The sequence below is a fragment of the Rothia nasimurium genome, from assembly GCF_928381705.1.
Taxonomy (GTDB): Bacteria; Actinomycetota; Actinomycetes; order Actinomycetales; family Micrococcaceae; genus Rothia; species Rothia nasimurium_G.
In genome coordinates this window covers 37180-55443 of the sequence record NZ_CAKMSR010000010.1, presented here as the reverse complement: position 1 = coordinate 55443, position 18264 = coordinate 37180, and the positions used below count along the sequence as shown (strand labels likewise).

15 protein-coding genes are annotated in these 18264 nt (G+C 61.2%); 9 read left to right on the top strand and 6 right to left on the bottom strand.

Going from position 1 to position 18264, the window contains the following annotated elements; genetic code table 11:
- Nucleotides 1–34: 34 nt before the first annotated feature.
- Nucleotides 35–2326 carry a sialidase family protein gene (locus L6762_RS09085; protein WP_237186940.1) on the bottom strand — a complete coding sequence of 764 codons (2292 nt, stop codon included), beginning with the start codon at nt 2324–2326 and terminating at the stop codon, nt 35–37.
- 277 nt (nt 2327–2603) lie between these two features.
- On the opposite strand from L6762_RS09085, the gene L6762_RS09080 reads away from it, so the two are divergent.
- Nucleotides 2604–3704 (top strand): zinc-dependent metalloprotease family protein, encoded by a 1101-nt coding sequence (locus L6762_RS09080; protein ID WP_237186939.1) that lies wholly within the window; start codon nt 2604–2606, stop codon nt 3702–3704.
- A 119-nt stretch (nt 3705–3823) separates the two neighbouring features.
- Here the strand turns inward: L6762_RS09080 and L6762_RS09075 are convergent, their stop codons facing one another.
- Nucleotides 3824–4831: an NADP-dependent oxidoreductase gene (locus tag L6762_RS09075; RefSeq protein ID WP_237186938.1), complete on the bottom strand. Its 1008-nt coding sequence runs from the start codon at nt 4829–4831 to the stop codon at nt 3824–3826.
- Nucleotides 4832–4886: 55 nt separating this feature from the next.
- Complete coding sequence (locus tag L6762_RS09070) at nt 4887–5270, bottom strand: DUF1304 domain-containing protein (protein WP_237186937.1); 384 nt, start codon at nt 5268–5270, stop codon at nt 4887–4889.
- A gap of 94 nt (nt 5271–5364) precedes the next feature.
- Here L6762_RS09070 and L6762_RS09065 point away from each other — a divergent pair, with 94 nt between their 5' ends.
- Nucleotides 5365–5940 carry a TetR/AcrR family transcriptional regulator gene (locus L6762_RS09065; protein ID WP_237186936.1) on the top strand — a complete coding sequence of 192 codons (576 nt, stop codon included), beginning with the start codon at nt 5365–5367 and terminating at the stop codon, nt 5938–5940.
- Here L6762_RS09065 and L6762_RS09060 read toward each other — a convergent pair.
- Nucleotides 5937–6923, bottom strand: coding sequence for a Fic family protein (locus L6762_RS09060; RefSeq protein WP_237186935.1), 987 nt, complete (start codon nt 6921–6923; stop codon nt 5937–5939). The genes L6762_RS09065 and L6762_RS09060 overlap by 4 nt on opposite strands.
- Nucleotides 6924–7405: 482 nt before the next feature.
- On the opposite strand from L6762_RS09060, the gene purS reads away from it, so the two are divergent.
- The 3 genes from purS to purL are packed head-to-tail and all read left to right on the top strand — an operon-like array spanning nt 7406 to nt 10816.
- Nucleotides 7406–7657 (top strand): phosphoribosylformylglycinamidine synthase subunit PurS, encoded by a 252-nt coding sequence (purS, locus tag L6762_RS09055; RefSeq protein ID WP_135013794.1) that lies wholly within the window; start codon nt 7406–7408, stop codon nt 7655–7657.
- Nucleotides 7658–7662: 5 nt separating this feature from the next.
- Nucleotides 7663–8472: a phosphoribosylformylglycinamidine synthase subunit PurQ gene (gene purQ, locus L6762_RS09050; RefSeq protein ID WP_237186934.1), complete on the top strand. Its 810-nt coding sequence runs from the start codon at nt 7663–7665 to the stop codon at nt 8470–8472.
- A 25-nt stretch (nt 8473–8497) separates the two neighbouring features.
- Nucleotides 8498–10816, top strand: a complete 2319-nt coding sequence (gene purL, locus L6762_RS09045; RefSeq protein ID WP_237186933.1) for a phosphoribosylformylglycinamidine synthase subunit PurL — start codon at nt 8498–8500, stop codon at nt 10814–10816.
- 163 nt (nt 10817–10979) lie between these two features.
- Here the strand turns inward: purL and L6762_RS09040 are convergent, their stop codons facing one another.
- Complete coding sequence (locus L6762_RS09040) at nt 10980–11876, bottom strand: hypothetical protein (RefSeq protein WP_237186932.1); 897 nt, start codon at nt 11874–11876, stop codon at nt 10980–10982.
- 248 nt (nt 11877–12124) lie between these two features.
- A complete protein-coding gene (locus L6762_RS09035) occupies nt 12125–12781 on the bottom strand; it encodes a heme oxygenase (biliverdin-producing) (RefSeq protein WP_237186931.1) in 657 nt (218 codons plus the stop codon).
- A 199-nt stretch (nt 12782–12980) separates the two neighbouring features.
- On the opposite strand from L6762_RS09035, the gene L6762_RS09030 reads away from it, so the two are divergent.
- From L6762_RS09030 to L6762_RS09015, 4 genes are all read left to right on the top strand, one after another.
- Nucleotides 12981–15137: an HtaA domain-containing protein gene (locus L6762_RS09030; protein ID WP_237186930.1), complete on the top strand. Its 2157-nt coding sequence runs from the start codon at nt 12981–12983 to the stop codon at nt 15135–15137.
- A gap of 71 nt (nt 15138–15208) precedes the next feature.
- Nucleotides 15209–16423 carry a heme/hemin ABC transporter substrate-binding protein gene (locus tag L6762_RS09025; protein WP_237186929.1) on the top strand — a complete coding sequence of 405 codons (1215 nt, stop codon included), beginning with the start codon at nt 15209–15211 and terminating at the stop codon, nt 16421–16423.
- Between the two features lie 48 nt (nt 16424–16471).
- Entirely contained in the window at nt 16472–17464 is a 993-nt protein-coding gene (locus L6762_RS09020) for a FecCD family ABC transporter permease (protein WP_423817111.1), read from the top strand.
- The gene (locus L6762_RS09015; protein WP_237186927.1) at nt 17461–18237 is read left to right on the top strand and encodes a heme ABC transporter ATP-binding protein; all 777 of its coding nucleotides are present in this window, start codon (nt 17461–17463) and stop codon (nt 18235–18237) included. Before L6762_RS09020 ends, L6762_RS09015 begins: the two co-directional genes overlap by 4 nt.
- Nucleotides 18238–18264 lie beyond the last annotated feature (27 nt).

The following is an 18264-nucleotide window of genomic DNA, read 5'->3' as shown; positions in this document are numbered from 1 at the left end:
GCCTGGCAGGGAGGACAGTCACCGGTCAGGACCTTTAGCGGCGGGACAGGGCTACCTGGTCACCGGTGTAGGTTACCTCGGTCTTGGCGCCGGTTTCATTATCCACCACGGAGAAGGTTGCGGTAGGGATAAAGTAGCCGCGGGCCAAGTCTTCTGCGGTGACCAGGTGCTGGGCGGTGGTGCAGTTGTAGGCACCGTTAGCGGGCAGGTTGCGCCAGCGGCAGTTAGGGGCGCTGGTGGGCATGAAACCACGGTCAAAGCTACCGGATACCGGGGTCACGGTGGTGACGTAGGGGGAGGTGTTGGTGACACGGAAGGTGTAGCCCACAGTGTCGCCCACGGCGTACCCTGCGGCAGTGGTGCCTACCCTACCGGTGACGGTGATGCTGGGGGCCTGGCGGGCAGGCTTGAGCAGGATCTTCTCGCCGGTGTGGGTGACGGTGGTGGTGCGGGCATCATTGGCGCGGGAGGTCACGGTGAAGGTCATCTCGGGGGTGAAGTAACCACGGTCGATGTCCTCCTGGGTGACGGTGTGGGTTGCGGTGGAGCAGGTGTAGGTGCCCTTGGCCGCCAGGTTGAGGTAGCGGCAATTGGGGGTGCTGGTAGGCAGGTAGCCTGCTGCGTCAAAGTTGCCTGCGGTGGGGACCACGGATACGGCTTCGTCAGCGGTGTTGGTGACGGAGAAGGTGTAGGTGATCTTTTCGCCGACGGTGTAGGGGCTGGTTGCGATATCCCGGGCGAGGGCGGAGGCGCTGTGGACGGTTGCGCCGAAGACAGTGGTGCTGGCTCCTACTTCTACAGGGAAGGTGAAGCGGGACTGCTTGCCGTTCTCTGCGGTAAATACGGCATCCACCTTGCCGGTGCTGGCGGTTGCGGCGGTGGTCAGGTTGACCTTGACGGTGCGGGTTTGGCCGGCGTCTAGGGTGATTTTTTCGCTGGTGGCACCGGTGAAGGAACCTGTATCTGCCAGGGTGATGGTGCCAGTAACGGCCTGGTCCTCCTGGTTGGTGATGGTGACGGGTACGGAGGCAGTCTGGCCGGCAGCTACAGTGAGCTTGTCAACGTTCATGGGGGCGCAGACCACGTTCAGCCAGGCTTCGTCGAAGGTGCCGTAGCGCATGTCGTTGCCGTAGCTAGCTTCATAGAGCACACCGAATTTGCCGTTGGAGAGGGCTGTGGTGGAGGAATAGGCGCCAAAGCCGGACTTGATCTGGCGCAGGCCGGGCCAGGTCTGGCCGTCATCGCAGGAGACACGGGCGGATAGGTTGACGCGGTTGTAGTTGGCGTTGTTGTTGGAGTTGGTGAAGATGAGCTTCTTAGCGTCCGCGCTGCCATGAGGAGCCTTGGGGTACATACGGGTAATAGCTGCGTTATTGGTGGGGTCGGGAAGCTCGGTGTCCAGGGTGATAGGGCCCCAGGTTTGACCGCCGTCGGAGCTGATGGCGACCTTGCGATAACCGGAGTTAGCGGAGTCACGGGAGTTGAGCATGAGGCGGCCGTCGGAGAGTTCTACGGTCTTGTTTTCGTCCATGGAGGCACCCACGAAGTCACCCCGCTTCCAGGTGACGCCGTGGTCGTCGGAGTAGACGGAGTAAGCCTGGACGACCTCTTTGCCGTCGGCGGTGCGGACCTTGCCCACGAACTGCTGGACCAGACGGCCTGCGTACTGACCGTACTTCATCTGGATACCTTCGCCGGAGGTGGCGAAGACGGCTTTGACGTCACCGGCCTTGGGTGAGGTTTTGCTGGTACCGGGCTTGACGATGGGGGTGATATCGCGGGGTTCGCTCCAGGTCAGGCCCTTGTCCTTGGATTCGACCACAACGGCACCGGTGATAGTGCGGTCCTTAGTAATGTCGTTGCCGTACTGGCTGTAGTGCCAGCCCTGGTCCTTGGAGTAGACGAAGAAGGCGTAAACAGCGCCGGTGACAGAATCTACGACAAAGGAGGGGTCGGAGTAGCCGTATTTCTGGGTGGTGGCGTCGCCCAGGTGGCCCTTCTTGATATGGGTGTAGTCGCTCCAGGTGGTGCCGTAGTCGGTGGAACGGCGGAGCACGATGGAGTTAGGATTAGGGGCGTCTGCTGCGCTGCCAGGGCGGCCGTCCCAGGCTGCCAGGACGATGCCATCGCCCAGGTCTGCCAGGGCGGGGATGCGATAGGAGGCTGCACCACCTACATAGGTGGAGCCAATATTCTGTTCGGTGTAAGTACCGGGGCCGCCAGTGGATCCGTAGACGGGGGCGGGGGCCGCGGTGGCGGAGTTCATACCCAGTGCGAGCACGGGTAGAACGGGGAGAGCCAGGAGACGGCGGAAGCGAATAGGCATAGTTCTCTCTCTAGTTAAAAGTGCGGTGTGATTGGAGTAAGAAATCGAGTGGGCCTCTAAGGGACAAATTTGAGCCCATGCGTTTCATCACCTAACCATACTGTACAGGTAAACTTCTCTTCATCTGCGGGGGTGGAGTCCACTTTTACCTGTGCGGGGTAGATTTTTCCGCATGAAGAGACTGCTGGGGGGTAGAAAGGCCAGTCGTTGGGTGGCGAGGGCGGGTCTATGCCTTAGAATCCTCCTTAAACCACACATCACAGAAACGGACACATCCATGCGTTTTTCCCACAAGCTTGCCACCCTGGCGGTTGCTGCCATGGCCTTTACCGGGCTGAGCGCCCCGATCGCTTCAGCAGTCACCATGGACACCGACGGCGATAAGCTGCTCGATGTCTGGGAAACCGAGGGCTACGACTACAACAACGACGGTGTCATCGACATCGACTTCGCTGCCATGGGCGCAGACCCCTACCGCAAAGACCTCTTCGTTGAGATGGACTACATGCCCGGCCTACTCGCCAGCGAAGCTGAGCTGGGCACCATCGTCCAGACCTTCGCCGACATGCCCGTCTGGAACCCCAACGGTACCACCGGCATCACCATCCACCTGGACGCCGGCAGCATCTACCCCGCCTACGACCTGGGCGGCGGCAACGAGATCCCCCACCAGGGTTTTAATGGCCTGGGCGACGTGAATACTTTGCGGGGTACTAACTCCAACCCGGCACGTGCGGGCGTCTTCCACTACATGATTTGGGGCGACTACTACGGCACCGGCGGGTCTTCTGGATCAGGCTACTACCCTGGCCGCACCTTCATGGTGACCGTAGGCCCCACCCACTGGGGCAAGGCAAGTAGCGCTATCCGTGTGGGCACCTTCATTCACGAGCTCGGCCACAACCTGGGCCTGAACCACGGCGGCACCGACGGCACAAACTACAAGCCCAACTACACCAGCATCATGAACTACAAGTACCAGCTGGAAGGTGTGCGCCGCACCGACGGGTCGGTCTACTACGGTTACTCCACCCGCGCGGGTATGACCATTGATGAGACCGCAGTAGTTGAGTCTAAGGGCGCCGGTAACGCTGCCCGTGGCTTCTCCATTCACTACGGCAACCGCTACTGGAATGCCCACCAGGGTATCGACTTTGATCAGGACGGCGTTGTGGAGACTACCGCCCAGCAGATTGATGTGAACCGCGACGGCACCATCGGTAAGCTCACCGCCCCGAATGACCTGATGACCCTCAAGTTCCAGGCCCAGTCCTCTGCCCCCGGCATTTCGCCCTATGAGCAGCAGGAACCTGAGATTGAGAATAACGAGATGACGGCAGATCTGGCCCGCCAGCTGGGCTACCTGCCTGCCGAGTAATCACGTTTTTCTCTCCCCCACCACACCCAAGGGGACCGCAAAACTTAAAAGGGACCGCGTAGTATGCGGTCCCTTTTAGGTTTTGCGGTCCCCTTTCAGCCTATTCAGCTTGCCGGTGCCTAGAGCTTGACCACCATCTTGCCGGTGTTCGCGCCCTGCATCATGGCAATGAAGGCTTCGATGGTGGAGTCGAGCCCCTCGTAGACGGTCTCGTCATAGGCGATCTTGCCGTCGGCAAACCAGCGGCCCATCTTTTCGCGGAACTCGGGGACGACGTCTAGGTACTCCCCCAGAGTGAAGCCCTGCATGGTCAGGCCCTGCTTGACCATGTTGGTCATGTTGTCGGGGCCGGGGGTGGTCTCGCTGGTGTTGTAGGCAGAGATCGCGCCGCAGAGCGCCAGGCGGCCGCCGCGGTTCATCACGTCGAGAGCGGCTTCGAGGTGGTCGCCGCCGACGTTGTCGAAGTAAACGTCTACACCATCTGGAACCAGCTCGGGCAGGGCCTGCCGCACGGGAGCGTCCTTGTAATTGAGGGCGGCATCGTAGCCGTATTTACTGGTCAGCAGCTCAACCTTCTCAGCAGAGCCAGCACTACCGACAACGCGGGAGGCGCCGAGCAGGCGAGCGATCTGCCCGACGGCTGTGCCCACGGCGCCCGCTGCACCAGAGACGAACACGACGTCGCCCTCTTTCAGGTGGGCAATGCGGGTCAGGCCTGCGTAGGCGGTCATTGCCGTCATGCCCAGCATGCCAAGGTAAAGCGAGGACGGCGCCCCGGCAGGCAGTTCCGGCAGGGCGGTAAACTCGCGAGCGGCGCCCTGGGCGTAGTCTGCCCAGCCCTGCTGGTGCGAGACCAGGGTACCTACGGGCAGGCTTTCATCGTGCGATTCAACAACGCGTCCGACAGCTCCGCCGGTAATGCGTTCGCCCAGGTTGTAGGGGGCTACGTAGCTCTTAGCGTCGTTCATGCGTCCGCGCATATAGGGGTCAACCGAGATGAACTCGTTTTGAACGCGTACCTGGCCATCAGCGAGCTCAGACAGGGTAACGGTGGCAAATTCAAAGTTGTCGGAGGTAGGCCAGCCGCTGGGGCGGGAAGCAAGGCGGATTTCACGTGCTTGTGTCATGATGTTTCCTTTCGAAAGCTGTTTAACCAGTTCTACGCCTGTCAAAGGGCGTTTGTTAAAGGGTTGCGCCCAGAGCGAGCAGAAGGACGGCGAGCAGCGGGAAGGCACCCTGCTTCATGGCGGCGGAGCGCTTGTCGGGTGAGGTGATGAAGAGGACGGCTGCGGCGGCCAGCATTGACCCGGTACCGGCGAGCATGAGGGCTAGGCCCACGGTGGGGGCACCGGCGAAGTGGGCCACGGCACCGGCGGCGGCGATGATTGCCAGGAAGAGGTTGTAGAAGCCCTGGTTGTAGGCCATTTCCTTGGTCTGTTCGGCTGATTCACGGCTCATGCCGAAGACGGGCAGGGCTCGGGTGGTCCAGGCGAAGGATTCGAGGTAGAAGATAAAAACGTGCAGGGCAACGGCGAGCAGTAGGGCGATGATACCGGCGACGGTCATGGGAAAATCCTTTCATAGGTTTTTGTAACGCTTATTCCAATATATACTAGAATGGTCAGTACACAATTTTGTTAGCTATGAAACGAGGCACACCATGGGGCGCACGGCCACATTTGACCGGGCAGACGTCATTGAGTCTGCCCGCGACCTCTTCTGGTCTCAGGGCTACGAAACCACTGCCATTCCTGACCTTGAGCGCATAACAGGGCTCAAGCGTTCTAGCCTCTACCACGCTTTCGGCTCCAAAAAAGGGCTCTTTGATGAGGTAGTTGAGAACTATTTAACAGAGAAGGTACGCCCTCTTCTTGCCCGCATCACCGATGAGAGTGCCACCCCAGATGCCCTGGCTACCTATTTTGAAACCCTGGCGGAGTCCGTCCGCACCGCGGACACCCACCCCGGCTGCCTGCTCATAGCGGCAGCTAACGCCCCGGTGGGCACCGACCCAGTGGTCAGCGCAGCCGTCAGCGGCTACTACGACGAGTTGTTTGCCGCCTTCCGTGCGGGGCTGGGCAGGGCGCGTCCGCACCTCACCGAGGCCGAAGAGGACGGCCAAGCCCGCACCCTCGTTGCCCTCACCATCTCAGCCCTGGCCCTTGCCCGCACCAACAAAACCCTTGCCCTAGCCAACCTGCAGGCGGCGCAGGCGCTCCTGGCAACTAAGGACTAAACAAAACGCCGACGGCCCGCCCGCTGGGCAAACGCGTCAAGCGCTTCCGTCAAGGCAGGGGCAGACCAGGCATTTTGCCCGCGCACTTTCTGCTCCCGCCGCAAGATACCGGTTTCTACCAGGGAATCAATAATGCGATAGGTGGTAGATCTAGCCATTCCGGCGTGTTCTTCTAGCATTCCAGCCGTGAAAGCTGGCTCTGAGCAGCAGAACCTTGCCACCTTACGCACCGCTTCAGTCACTCTCGGGCGCGAGGCAAGAATCTGCTCATAAAACTGTTCAATGTCCTGGGCAAGCAAACGAGTATTAGCCAGCGATGATTCAATGGCATCCACAAAACACAGGATGATGGGCTCTATATCCCCGCGCCTATACGCCTCCAGGGCAGAAACATACCCCTCAAGGTCATAGAGCAAACCGCTCGACAGGGGAACCACCACATGCTGCGTCACTCCGCGCGCCTTTAATAGAGATGAGATGAGCGCTCTCCCGGTACGCCCATTCCCATCTGTAAAAGGGTGAATAGTTTCAAACTGGGCATGAGCAAGAGCTGCCTGCACGGTAGGATCAAGGTCTCGGCGCCCCAAAAAGACAACGAGGTCTTCAAGCAACCCAGGCACATCCTCCCAGGCAGGTGCTACGTACCTGGCTGTGACAGGGGATTCTCCCCCAATCCACACCCATTCTTTTCTCAGCTCACCGGCGTCATCTTGAACACCCGCCGTAAGCTCTTCGTGCATGGTCAGCAAAGCGTCGATGCTGAGCTCGTGGGCAACGTCGATTGCAGCTTTCATGGCGCGGACGTTGCGGGCGACAAGTTCGGCATTGCCTCCTACCGGCGCACCAAGTGCAGCAAGCGAGAGTTTTCGAGCATTTACCGTCAGATTTTCAATCTGCGAACTTGTGGCAGATTCTCCACGCAAAAGCACCGTAGCGAATGGGAAGTGAGCAAATGATGCCTGTTCATGATCGAACCTTGTCATAGCCACTGATGCCGCAGATGCACTAGCCAGTATATCTGCACTGAGCTTTACAGGAGCCTCAGAAATATATGGAGCGTGCGGCACCTGAAAAGTACCTCGATTTTTCCGCTGGCTCCGACGAGAGGCCAAGGGGTCACGGTGCACCCACAAGCGCTCTGTATATGTAAGAGATGGCCAACCCTGCATGTTGCCTCCTGCGAGTCTCTCTTGAGAAAATGTACCTCAATTTTCCCATTAAGTTGTTTACATAGAAAATCATGGTTTATTTTCCCAGTATTTTCTCGTAAGCACCGAGCGTGCGCTATATCGCCGAGCGTGCACCCATCAGCCGCACGCTCGGCGATATAACGCACGCTCGCCGCCAACACCTCCGGCAGAAAAGCCCCGCGCCCCACCGTCTCACTTTGGCGCATGCGGTGCCCCAACCCGGTAAAATGAGACCTGGCTCTATATAGATTCCAGCACCCAAGGAGTGCCCATTCATGGCCCGTATTGTTGTTGACGTTATGCTCAAGCCCGAAATCCTCGACCCCCAGGGCAAGGCTATCGCTCACGAGCTTCCCCGTATCGGTCTGAACAACTTCACCGATGTTCGTCAGGGTAAGCGTTTTGAACTGACCGTTGATGGTGAAGTTACCGAAGAACTGCTCGCGCAGGCCCGCCAGGCAGCTGAAGAGCTGCTGTCTAACCCCGTGATTGAAGACGTCGTCAACGTCGAAGCTCTGGAGGACTAAAAGACGTGGCAGAATCCCTCGCAGCAACCGAAGTCCCCCTGGTGGGCGACTTCTCTCAGAACACTCCCGATGCCGCCCTGGCTGATGTGCGCGTCGGCGTCATCACCTTCCCCGGCACCCTGGACGACCGCGATGCCTCCCGCGCCGTCCGTCTAGCTGGTGGCACCCCCGTACCGCTGTGGCACGATGAAGCAGCTCTACACGATGTAGACGCTGTGATTGTGCCCGGCGGTTTTTCGTATGGTGACTATCTGCGTGCAGGCGCTATCGCAGCGAAGGCCCCGGTCATGAGCAAGGTCGTTGAGGCAGCTAGCGCCGCTGGCACCTCCGGCTCCGCTCCCCTGCCGGTGCTCGGCATCTGCAACGGTTTCCAGATTCTGACCGAAACCCACCTGCTGCCCGGCTCCATGATCAAGAACGATCACCGCAAGTTCATCTGCCGTGATCAGACCCTGCGCGTTGAAACCAACCAGACTGCCTGGACCGGCGACTTTGAAGCAGGCCAGAACATCGTGGTTCCCCTCAAGAATCAGGACGGCCAGTACGTTGCCGACGCCAAGACCCTTGAGGCGCTTGAAGCTGAAGGCCGCGTGGTCTTCCGCTACGTGGATGTTAACCCCAACGGCTCTCGCAACGACATCGCCGGTATCTCCAACGAGCGCGGCAACGTCGTGGGCCTCATGCCCCACCCCGAACACGCCGTCGAACCCGGCTTCGGTCCCTCGTCCTCCGGTTTTGGCACCGTGGGTCTGCGCGGTGGCGCGGACGGCCTGGGCGTCTTCACCTCCGTACTCAACCAGCTGGTTTCGGCCTAAACGCCTCGCATAAGGAATAAGAATTTTGAGCGAAAAGAAGTTTAACCTCGATACCGTTGAGCACGCCGCTGCCACCCCCGACACCGAGCTGCCCTGGGCTGAGCTGGGTCTGAAGGAAAACGAGTTCGAGGACATCAAGAAGATTCTCGGCCGCCGCCCCACCGCAGCCGAGCTGGCCATGTACTCGGTCATGTGGTCAGAGCACTGCTCCTACAAGTCCTCTAAGGTTCACCTCAAGCAGTTCGGGGCCAAGGTCACCGACGAGATGAAGAAGGACCTCATGGTTGGTATCGGCGAGAACGCCGGTGTGACCAACATTGGCAACGGCTGGGCTGTGACCTTCAAGATTGAGTCCCACAACCACCCCTCCTATGTTGAGCCCTACCAGGGTGCAGCGACCGGCGTGGGCGGTATCGTGCGTGACATTATCTCGATGGGTGCCCGCCCCGTGGCCGTCATGGACCCCCTGCGTTTCGGTGCCATCGACCACCCCGACACCGCCCGCGTCCTGCCCGGCGTTGTGTCCGGTGTTGGCGGCTACGGCAACTCCCTGGGCCTGCCCAACATCGGCGGCGAGGTCGAGTTCGACGAGTGCTACCAGGCAAACCCCCTGGTCAACGCCCTGGCTGTGGGCATCATGCGCCACGAGGACATCCGCACCGCTAACGCCTCAGGTACCGGCAACAAGGTGATCCTCTTTGGCGCCCGCACCGGTGGCGACGGCATTGGCGGCGCTTCCGTTCTGGCCTCAGAGTCCTTCGACGACACCAAGCCCTCCAAGCGCCCCGCCGTGCAGGTGGGCGACCCCTTCGCTGAGAAGGTACTGATTGAGTGCTGCCTGGAGCTCTTTAAGAACTCCATCGTTGAGGGTATCCAGGACCTCGGCGCCGCAGGTATCTCCTGCGCCACCTCCGAGCTGGCCTCCAACGGCGACGGCGGTATGCACGTTGACCTGACCAAGGTTCTGCTGCGCGACCCCACCCTGACCCCGGGCGAGATTCTCATGTCTGAGTCCCAGGAGCGCATGATGGCGGTTGTGACCCCCGAGAACCTGAGCCGCTTCGAAGACATCATGAAGAAGTGGGACGTCGAGTACTCCATTCTGGGTGAGGTTACCGGCTCCGGCCGCCTGACCATCGAATGGCAGGGCGAGATCATCGTCGATGTGGACCCCAAGACCGTTGCTCACGACGGCCCCACCTACGAGCGTCCTTACGCCCGCCCCGAGTGGCAGGACTCCCTGCAGGCCGACAAGTTCACCGGTTCTGGCGCGGACGACGCCCGCCCCACCGGCGCTGAGCTGGGCGAGGCTATCAAGGCCTTTATGGCGGCCCCCAACATGTGCTCCAAGTCCTGGATTACTAACCAGTACGACCGCTACGTTCAGGGCAACACCGCCCTGTCTATGCCCGATGACTCCGGCGTGATTCGTGTGGACGAAGAGACCGGCCTGGGTGTTGCCCTGGCAACCGACTCTAACCCCCGCTTCACCAAGCTCGACCCCTATGAGGGTGCGAAGGCGTCCCTGGCTGAGGCCTACCGCAACGTGGCTACCGTAGGCGCCCGCCCCGTGGCTGTCTCTGACTGCCTGAACTTTGGTTCCCCCGAGGACCCGGACATCATGTGGCAGTTCGCTGAGGCCGTGCGCGGTATCGCCGACGGCTGTATGGAACTGGGCGTACCCGTGACCGGCGGTAACGTCTCCCTCTACAACCAGACCGGCGGCAAGGCCATTAACCCCACCCCCGTGGTTGCCATGATGGGCGTGATGGACGACGTCACCCGCCGCACCCCCTCCGGTTGGGCTCCTGAGCACGATGGCCAGGCCCTCTACCTGCTGGGCACCACCCGCGATGAGCTAGACGGCTCCGAGTGGGCCCGCTTTAAGGGTCACCTGGGCGGCCTGCCCCCCAAGGTTGATCTGGCTGCCGAGAAGCTGCTGGGCGACATGCTGGTGAACATGAGCCGTGACGGCATGATTGATGCTGCCCACGACGTCTCTGCCGGTGGCCTGGCTGCTGCCCTGGTTGAGGGCTGCCTGCGCTTTGGCGTCGGTGCCCGCGTTGGCCTGGGTGAGGTTGCTGAGCGCGACGGTATCGACCTCTTCACCTTGCTCTTCTCTGAGTCCCTGGGCCGCGTGGTTGTATCTGTGCCCCGCTCCGAGGAAGTTCGCTTCAAGGACATGTGTACCGCCCGCGACTACCCCTTCGCCCGTATCGGCGTGGTCGATGCCGCCTCTAACGCCCTGGATATTCAGGGTGAGGTCGCTATCGACCTGGACGAGCTGCGCGAGGCTCACGAGGGTACCCTCGCCCGCCACTTCGGTGAGGTTGCCCCCAGCTAGTCTCTAGCTACACGGTGTAAGGACGCCGCTGCGCCCCTCCCCTGCCTTCGGGCAGGCAGGTGCGTGGCGGCGTCCTTCTGTCTTAGCCTGTGCAGGGTTCTTGGGCTGTGTGCAGAGAAAACCCTGCACACAGCCCAAGAAACCTGCACACCTCCAGTCTGGCTCACCAGACACCGGTCTCCCACAGCCGCTGCCGGAGAGTAGCAGGGTGCGACATCAGCTCCTTCCAGCGCGTACGCACCACCTTCCAGCCAGCCATCTCTAATTCGCGATGCCGCCGATGTTCCGCCTGAACTACATCGTCAGCGCGGCCATAGACTCCCGAATACTTCACCTCACCGTCAACCTCAAGAATGACCCCGAGCTCAGGCCAAGCGAAGTCAGCACGGTAGACACGGCCGTAGTGGGTGAATACCTCGAACTGCTCCTGAGGTAGAGGCAGATTCCACTCATAAATAAGGTCGCGCGCGATCGTCTCAGCCGGAGAGTCTGCTAAAGCACTCAGTCTCTGTCCCACGGCAAGCGCAATTCCACCCGCCTCAGCCAAAACAGTTCGTGCCGATGCTGCGGATATAACGCCCTGCCGCAGAAAATAATCACCAACCACCAGCGCCTCAACACGAGGTAAAGACAGAGCAACATCGCACAGAGTTTGCTCTGGTGCAGTGATACGGGCCCCTGCCACCAGCCGAGACTCGGGAACTACGTCCGTGCGTCCTCGATGTGCCGTTACTGAAGGGCGGTGCTGCACAGAAGCTGACGCAAAACTCATATGCACCTTATTAGGTAGGGTCAGGAGTGGAGCCCCTAACCAAAGCGCAGCCGACTGGTGGCTCAGCACCCCGCTCGGCACCGTTTTGATATGCGCAGCGTGGTGGGCCAAACACCTCTGACGAGTGCCCCACTGGTTCCATATAGAGGTCTCGACATAGATCCCCTGCTTAATTTTGGTGTAGTAACCAGACCTAAAACGGGTCGAAGCTAGGGAGGGGCTTACACCGATATCTTGTAAATCTTTAAGGCAGCGCACCTGCTGGTAAATCTCTGCAACATCATTCATAAGGGCAGTGTCACCGACCCCGTTCACCTCTTGCAAGGGGTGTGAACATCGCAGGCTCTTTTGGTTCACAAACAGGTCATATAGCAGCCAGGCCTGTGGATAAGTCGGGTGCGTTAGCGTGGCAGTTACCGACCCGGGGAGCATCCTTCTTTCTTAACCCTGTGCAGGGTTCTTGGGCTGTGTGCAGAGAAAACCCTGCACACAGCCCAAGAAACCTGCACACAGCATGGAGGCCCCTAGCTACACGCCTATGAGACTAGGCTCTCACCCAGCTGCGCGAACACACGGGTGTTGCAGTCGAACCCAGCTAGAGTCTCATCAACCAGGGCGTCACGCTGGGCGTCCGTCAGCGGGGCATCGTCCAGAAGACCCCGGTAGGAGTCCTTGAATACCTTGGGCTTCGGGAGTGCCTCAAACCGGTACATACTCAGAGCCTCAGCGGGCACACCGTAGTGCCGGGCGACCAGGGCAGCCACGGCCTGCCCGCCCGACAGATCACCCAGGTAGCGCAGGTAGTGGTGGGCCAAGAAGCGTTCGGGGGCGGACGCCGTCGCGCGGATAGCTGCCGCATAGTCAGCGGTTGCCGGTAAGGGCTGGTCACTGGTGGGGCCACCCAGTTCAGCTAGGTCAGCCTTGATAGAAGCAAGCCGGTCAAGGCCCTCGAGCACGAAGGGTTCGGTGATGGGGTTGGGGTGGGCGCGGAAGCCGGCTGCTACTTCTTCGAGGGCCCCATAAATATAGACGTACTGGGTCAGCAGCATGCGGTAGGCCTTACGGTCGAGCTTGCCGCCCATCAGGTCGGCCATGAAGCTGGAGTGTTCTGCCTGATCGTGGCGGGCAGCAGTTTCTGCCTTAAGGCGGGCTGAGAAGGTAGGACGCTCGGTGTCGGCGAGAGCGGTAGTCATGGGGTCCTCCTTGGTTGAGGGCTAGATTAACACTATTTATTGACAGACTGTCACCAAGAAAGAATTAAGTCAAGTACTTGTAACCTATTTTTATTAGGGTTGCCTTAATGCTAGTTTAGGCATGCCCTTAAATTTAATAAGGCAGGGCATGTTACGAAATGTGCCCACCCTACACCACATAGTTTTCACGAGGATGCCCATGTCTCCCCAGCACAGCGCCCGGCGCTCCTGCGCCCTCCTAGCCACCGCCGCACTCACCCTGTCAGGCATGACCCTAGCCACCGCGTCCGTAGCCGACGCAGCGGACGCCACCAGCAGCACCGTCGCTGCCGCGTCCGCAACTCACGTCGCCAGCAATGCCCAGCTGACCTGGTCGCTCAAGGACTCCTTCATCCGCTACGTCACCGGCGCTTTTGCCGGTGGTAGCGTCGAGGTAACCGGTGGCCCCAGCTTCAACGGCTCCGCCTTCTCCTGGCAGGGGGCCGAGGGTGAGTTCACCGGTGCAAACGGCACTATCTCTTACCCCGGCACCATCCACTTCACTGCCCATAAGGGTGAGCTTGATATCACCTACGCCAACCTCAAGCTGGTCATCAACGGCAACCAGGGCACCCTGGTAGCTGATGTGAAGTCCAAGGGCTACAACGGATCCCCCGATATCGATGCCACCAACGTTAACTTCGCAACCGTAGACCTTTCTGGCGTCACTTTCGCCAACGGCACCGTATCAGCCACCGATGCCCCCGTTACCCTCACCGCCGACGGCGCAGCCGCCTTCGCCGGTTTCTACAAGGCCGGTGACGCTCTCTCACCCCTGACCTTCTCGGCTGACCTGGCTGAAAAGCCCGCAGAGACCCCGGCCCCCTCACCCGAGCCCACCGCTGACGGCGTCACCAATGCAGCGGGCACCGTCACCTGGGGCATCAAGGATTCCTTCCTTAACTACCTGATTGCCCAGAAAGCCGTTACTCCTGGCGAACACACCAGTCTTGAAGGCAACAACTTCGTCTTTGCCGGTGCTACCGCCCAGAAGACTGATACCGGCTACTCCATCAGTGTTCCGGGTAGTTTCTCTCTGGTCGCCCACGGCGGGGTGCTCAACATCAACCTGCATAGCTTCCGCGTTGTTACCGACGGTGCAAACGGCTACATCTACGCCACCGGCACCTCGGCCAACACCGGTGAAATTACCGACCAGCCCATCGCCAGCTTTGACGCGAGCGCCCTGACTACCGATTCAGCGGGCAACCTGCTTCTGGAGGGCGTGCCGACTGTTGCGACGGCTCATGCCGCCAGCATTTTTGGGGCCCGCTATGCAGAGGGAACCGCTTTTGACCCCCTGTACCTGCGGGTTGCTGCCCCCGTGGTTGAGGACGCACCGGCCCCGGCTCCCAGCGAAACCCCGGCTCCTGCCCCGAGCCCGTCCGCAGAGCCCACCACCCAGCCGACCGTGGCCCCCTCACCCCAGCCTTCTGCTGAACCGACGGCAGCACCCTCGGCCCAGCCGACCGCTGAGCCAACCGTCATTCCCTCAGCCCAGCCCTCTGCTAACCCTGCTGATCCGGCGCCCCAGTGCGTGCCGGTGACCGTGACCGAAACCGTGCCCGGTGCAACCACTACTCAGGCTGACGGGACCGTCTCAGCTGCTACTTTCGACTGGGGCGTGCGCTCCTCCTTCCGTAACTACATTGGTGGCGGTATCGCTAAGGGTAGTTGGGAACTGAACGGCGTTACCTACGCTAACCAGGCCTTTGGCTGGTCCAAAGGTACAGGCACCTACGCTAACGGCAAGGGCTCTGTGGCTTTCGAGGGCTCTGTCCGTTTCACCGGCCACGGCGGCACCTTGAACACTCTGATGGCTAACCCCCGCCTTGAGATCAACGGTTCTACCGGCACCCTCTACCTGACCGTAAGTTCTAATGACATGAAGGGGCAGACAACCCACCACGGTGAGGTGCCCTTCGCCAATGTCGATTTGGCTGGCCTGACTGTTAACGGATCCAGCATTAGCGTCAGCAGTGCTTCTGCCACCCTAACTGCTGAGGGCAAAGCTGCCTTCGCTGGCTTCTACCAGGCAGGTGAAGCCCTTGACCCCATTAGCTTCACCGGTACCCTGGGTTCAAAGACCGTCACCGGTGCTTCTCAGACCATTGAGAAGACCCAGTATGTCTCAGAGAACGGTGCTAACTGCGATGCCCTGAACGCTGAGGCAGAGCGGAAGGCTGAGGCTGCCCGCGCTGCCGCCCAGGGTGGCAAGCTGGCGAACACCGGCGCTTCGGTCGGTGCCCTGCTGGCTGTGGGTGCAGCCCTGCTGGCTGCCGGTGCTGTGGTGGTAGCCCGCCGTCGCGCGTCCTAATTCTCATCCGTCTCACGGTGGGAGCCGGGCTGTAACCGGCTCCCACCCTCTTGTTTCTCTCGGAGGTTCTGGTGCTCACACACTCCTTTTCTTCTCTGCCCCTGCGCCGGGGTTTTTCTGTTCTGAGTGTTGCCCTGGTTCTGGCGGTGACGGCCTGTACCGGGTCAGCAGAGAGCGGTGCGGACGCCGCCGCTACAGGCTCCCAAGCAGGGGCAGCTTCTACGTCGGTTGAGGGCGGGGCTCAGTCGTCGGCAACGGCCGGGGGCATTGAGGCTCCCGCCAGTGAAGAGGTGCACCGCACCGCCCTGCAGCAGGCCGAGGACTACCTCAAAGCCAATGCTGTAGAGAATCCCAAGAGCCTGACGGGTCTGGCGACGGCGGCGTCCGTGCCCGATGTGCTGCCGATTGAGAACCCGCAGGCCCCGCAGCTGCCGGTGACCGTCACCGATTTTCAGGGCACCGAGGTGACCGTGACCAGTGCCGACCGTATTCTGGCCCTGGATATGTACGGCACCCTAGCCCAGACTGTCGTCGCTTTGGGGCTGGGTGACAACCTGGTAGGCCGGGTCACGTCTTCGACCGAAACGACCCTGGCAGACCTGCCCCTGGTGACCCAGAACGGCCACGATATTTCGGCTGAGGCGGTTCTTTCTCTCGCCCCGACCGTGGTGCTCATGGACACCACCAACGGCCCCCTCGAAATTACCGAGCAGCTGCGCTCCGCCGGGGTGACCGTGGTGCATTTTGACCCCTCGCGTTCCCTGAACCAGGTAGTGCCGCAGATTGAGGCGGTTGCGCAGGCTCTGGGAGTTCCGGACGTCGGCGCCCAGCTGGGTGCCCGGGTGCAGGCTGAGATTGATTCGGCGCTAGCTACCATTGCCGAGGTTGCCCCGCAGGATTCGGCGCAGAAGGTGGGCATGGCCTTCCTCTACGTTCGGGGTACTGCCGGTGTCTTCTTTATCCTGGGTGACGGTTCGGGGGCCGATGAGCTGATTACTGCCCTGGGCGGTCGCGATGTGGCCAGTGAGGGCGGGGCTTCGGGTACCGTGCCCGCTAACGCTGAAGCGCTCTCGCGGGCTAACCCCGATCTGATCCTCACCATGACCGGCGGGGTGGAGTCCACCGGCGGTATCGAGGCCTTCTTTGCCCGCCCCGGGGTAGCTGAAACGACCGCAGGCGCCAACCAGCGCGTGGTCGACATGGCAGACGGCCAGATTCTCTCGTTCGGGCCCAACAGTGCGGCGGTACTGCTGTCGTTGGCCACCGCTATCTACACCCAGCAGTAGGTTCTTGTGCAGGTACGTTCTTCTACCCTCACGGCGGTCTTTACTGCCCTGCCCCTCCTGTTGCTCGGCACGGTACTCATATCAGCTAGCCTGGGCCAGTTTGAGATTCCCCTCCCCCAGGTTGCCGGGGGTATCCTGCGCAACCTGGGGCTGGCGTCCGCCGACCCTGCCATGCAGCTGGCAGACGCCACCCTCTGGAATATCCGCCTACCCCGCATTCTGCTGGGGCTGCTGGTGGGTGCCGCTTTGGGGGCGTCCGGCGCCCTGATGCAGGCGGTCTTCGGCAACCCGCTGGCTGAACCGGGCGTCATCGGCATTTCAGCCGGTGCTGCGGTGGGGGCCTGCGGGGCTATTGTGCTGGGGCTAAATGCCCTGGGCATGTTCACCGTACCCCTCTGCGCTTTTGCCTGTGCACTAGCCACCACCGCCCTGGTGTATCTGTTCTCCCGCTCCGGCGGGCGGGCAGAAGTGCTGTCGATGATTCTGACCGGCATTGCCGTCACCGCCGTGGCTAACGCCCTGATTGCCCTGATGGTCTTTATCGCCGATGATGCCAGCCGCGACCAGATTATCTTCTGGCAGATGGGCTCCCTGAATGGGGCGACCTGGGCGGCGGTAGCCACCAGTGCCCCGATTGTGAGTGTCGGTATTATCGGTAGCTTTCTCTTGGCCCGGCAGCTCAACCTGCTCGCCCTGGGTGAGCGGGCCGCTGCCCACTCGGGTGTTCATGTAGAGCGCCTACGCCTGGCAGCTATCGTCTGCACCGCCCTGCTCACCGGGGCCGCGGTCGCCTACGCGGGCATTATCGCTTTTGTGGGTCTGATTGTGCCGCATCTGCTCCGCATGGTGGTGGGGCCCTCCAACCGGGTACTACTACCCGCCTCGACCCTGGGCGGTGCCCTGCTCATTGCGGCCTCCGACCTCGCCGCCCGCACCCTGGTGAGCTTCGCCGACCTGCCCATCGGCATCTTCACCGCCCTGGTGGGCGGCCCCACCTTCTTTATCCTGCTCCGCCGAACCCTAACCAAGGGGGCCCTGTGACCGCACCTTTACTCGTCGCCGATTCGGTTAGCTACCGGGTGAACGGGCGGCAGATTCTGCACGATGTTTCCCTCGATGTCGCTCCCGGAGAGGTGCTGGCCCTTATCGGCCCCAACGGGGCAGGAAAATCCACCCTGCTTTCCCTACTGGCAGGGGACGCTGCTCCCAGCTCGGGGCAGATTACCCTGGGCGGACGTCCGCTGGCAGACTACCGGCCGGTAGAGTTAGCCCGCACCCGAGCCATGCTGCTACAGCAGACCTCCGTAGCTTTTTCCTACACCGTACGGCAGGTGGTGCAGATGGGTAGGGCACCCTGGCGGGGCACTGCCCAGGCGGAACAGGATCATGAGATTGTTGCTGCTGCTCTTGCCGATACCGATACTGCCCACCTGGCTGACCGCGACGTGCGCACCCTCTCGGGCGGTGAAGCCGGGCGAGCTCATCTGGCCCGGGTCTTTGCCCAGCGCACTCCTCTGCTTCTGCTCGATGAGCCCACCGCAGCCCTCGACATTCTGCACCAGGAGCAGACCCTGATTCGAGCCCGCGCCTATGCCCGGTCGGGGGCAGCTGTGATTGTGGTTCTGCACGACCTGGATTTGGCAGCCTCCTACGCTGATCGGCTGGTTCTGCTGGCAGGCGGGCAGGCGGTGGCGCAAGGACGCCCGCAGCAGGTCTGCACCGCCGAGCGGCTCAGCGCGGTCTACGGCCACCCCATTGAGGTGCTCACCCACCCGGTGACCGGGCGCCTGCTGGTGCTTCCTGCCCGCGACTGAGGCCGTTTTCATCCTTGAGACGGACGT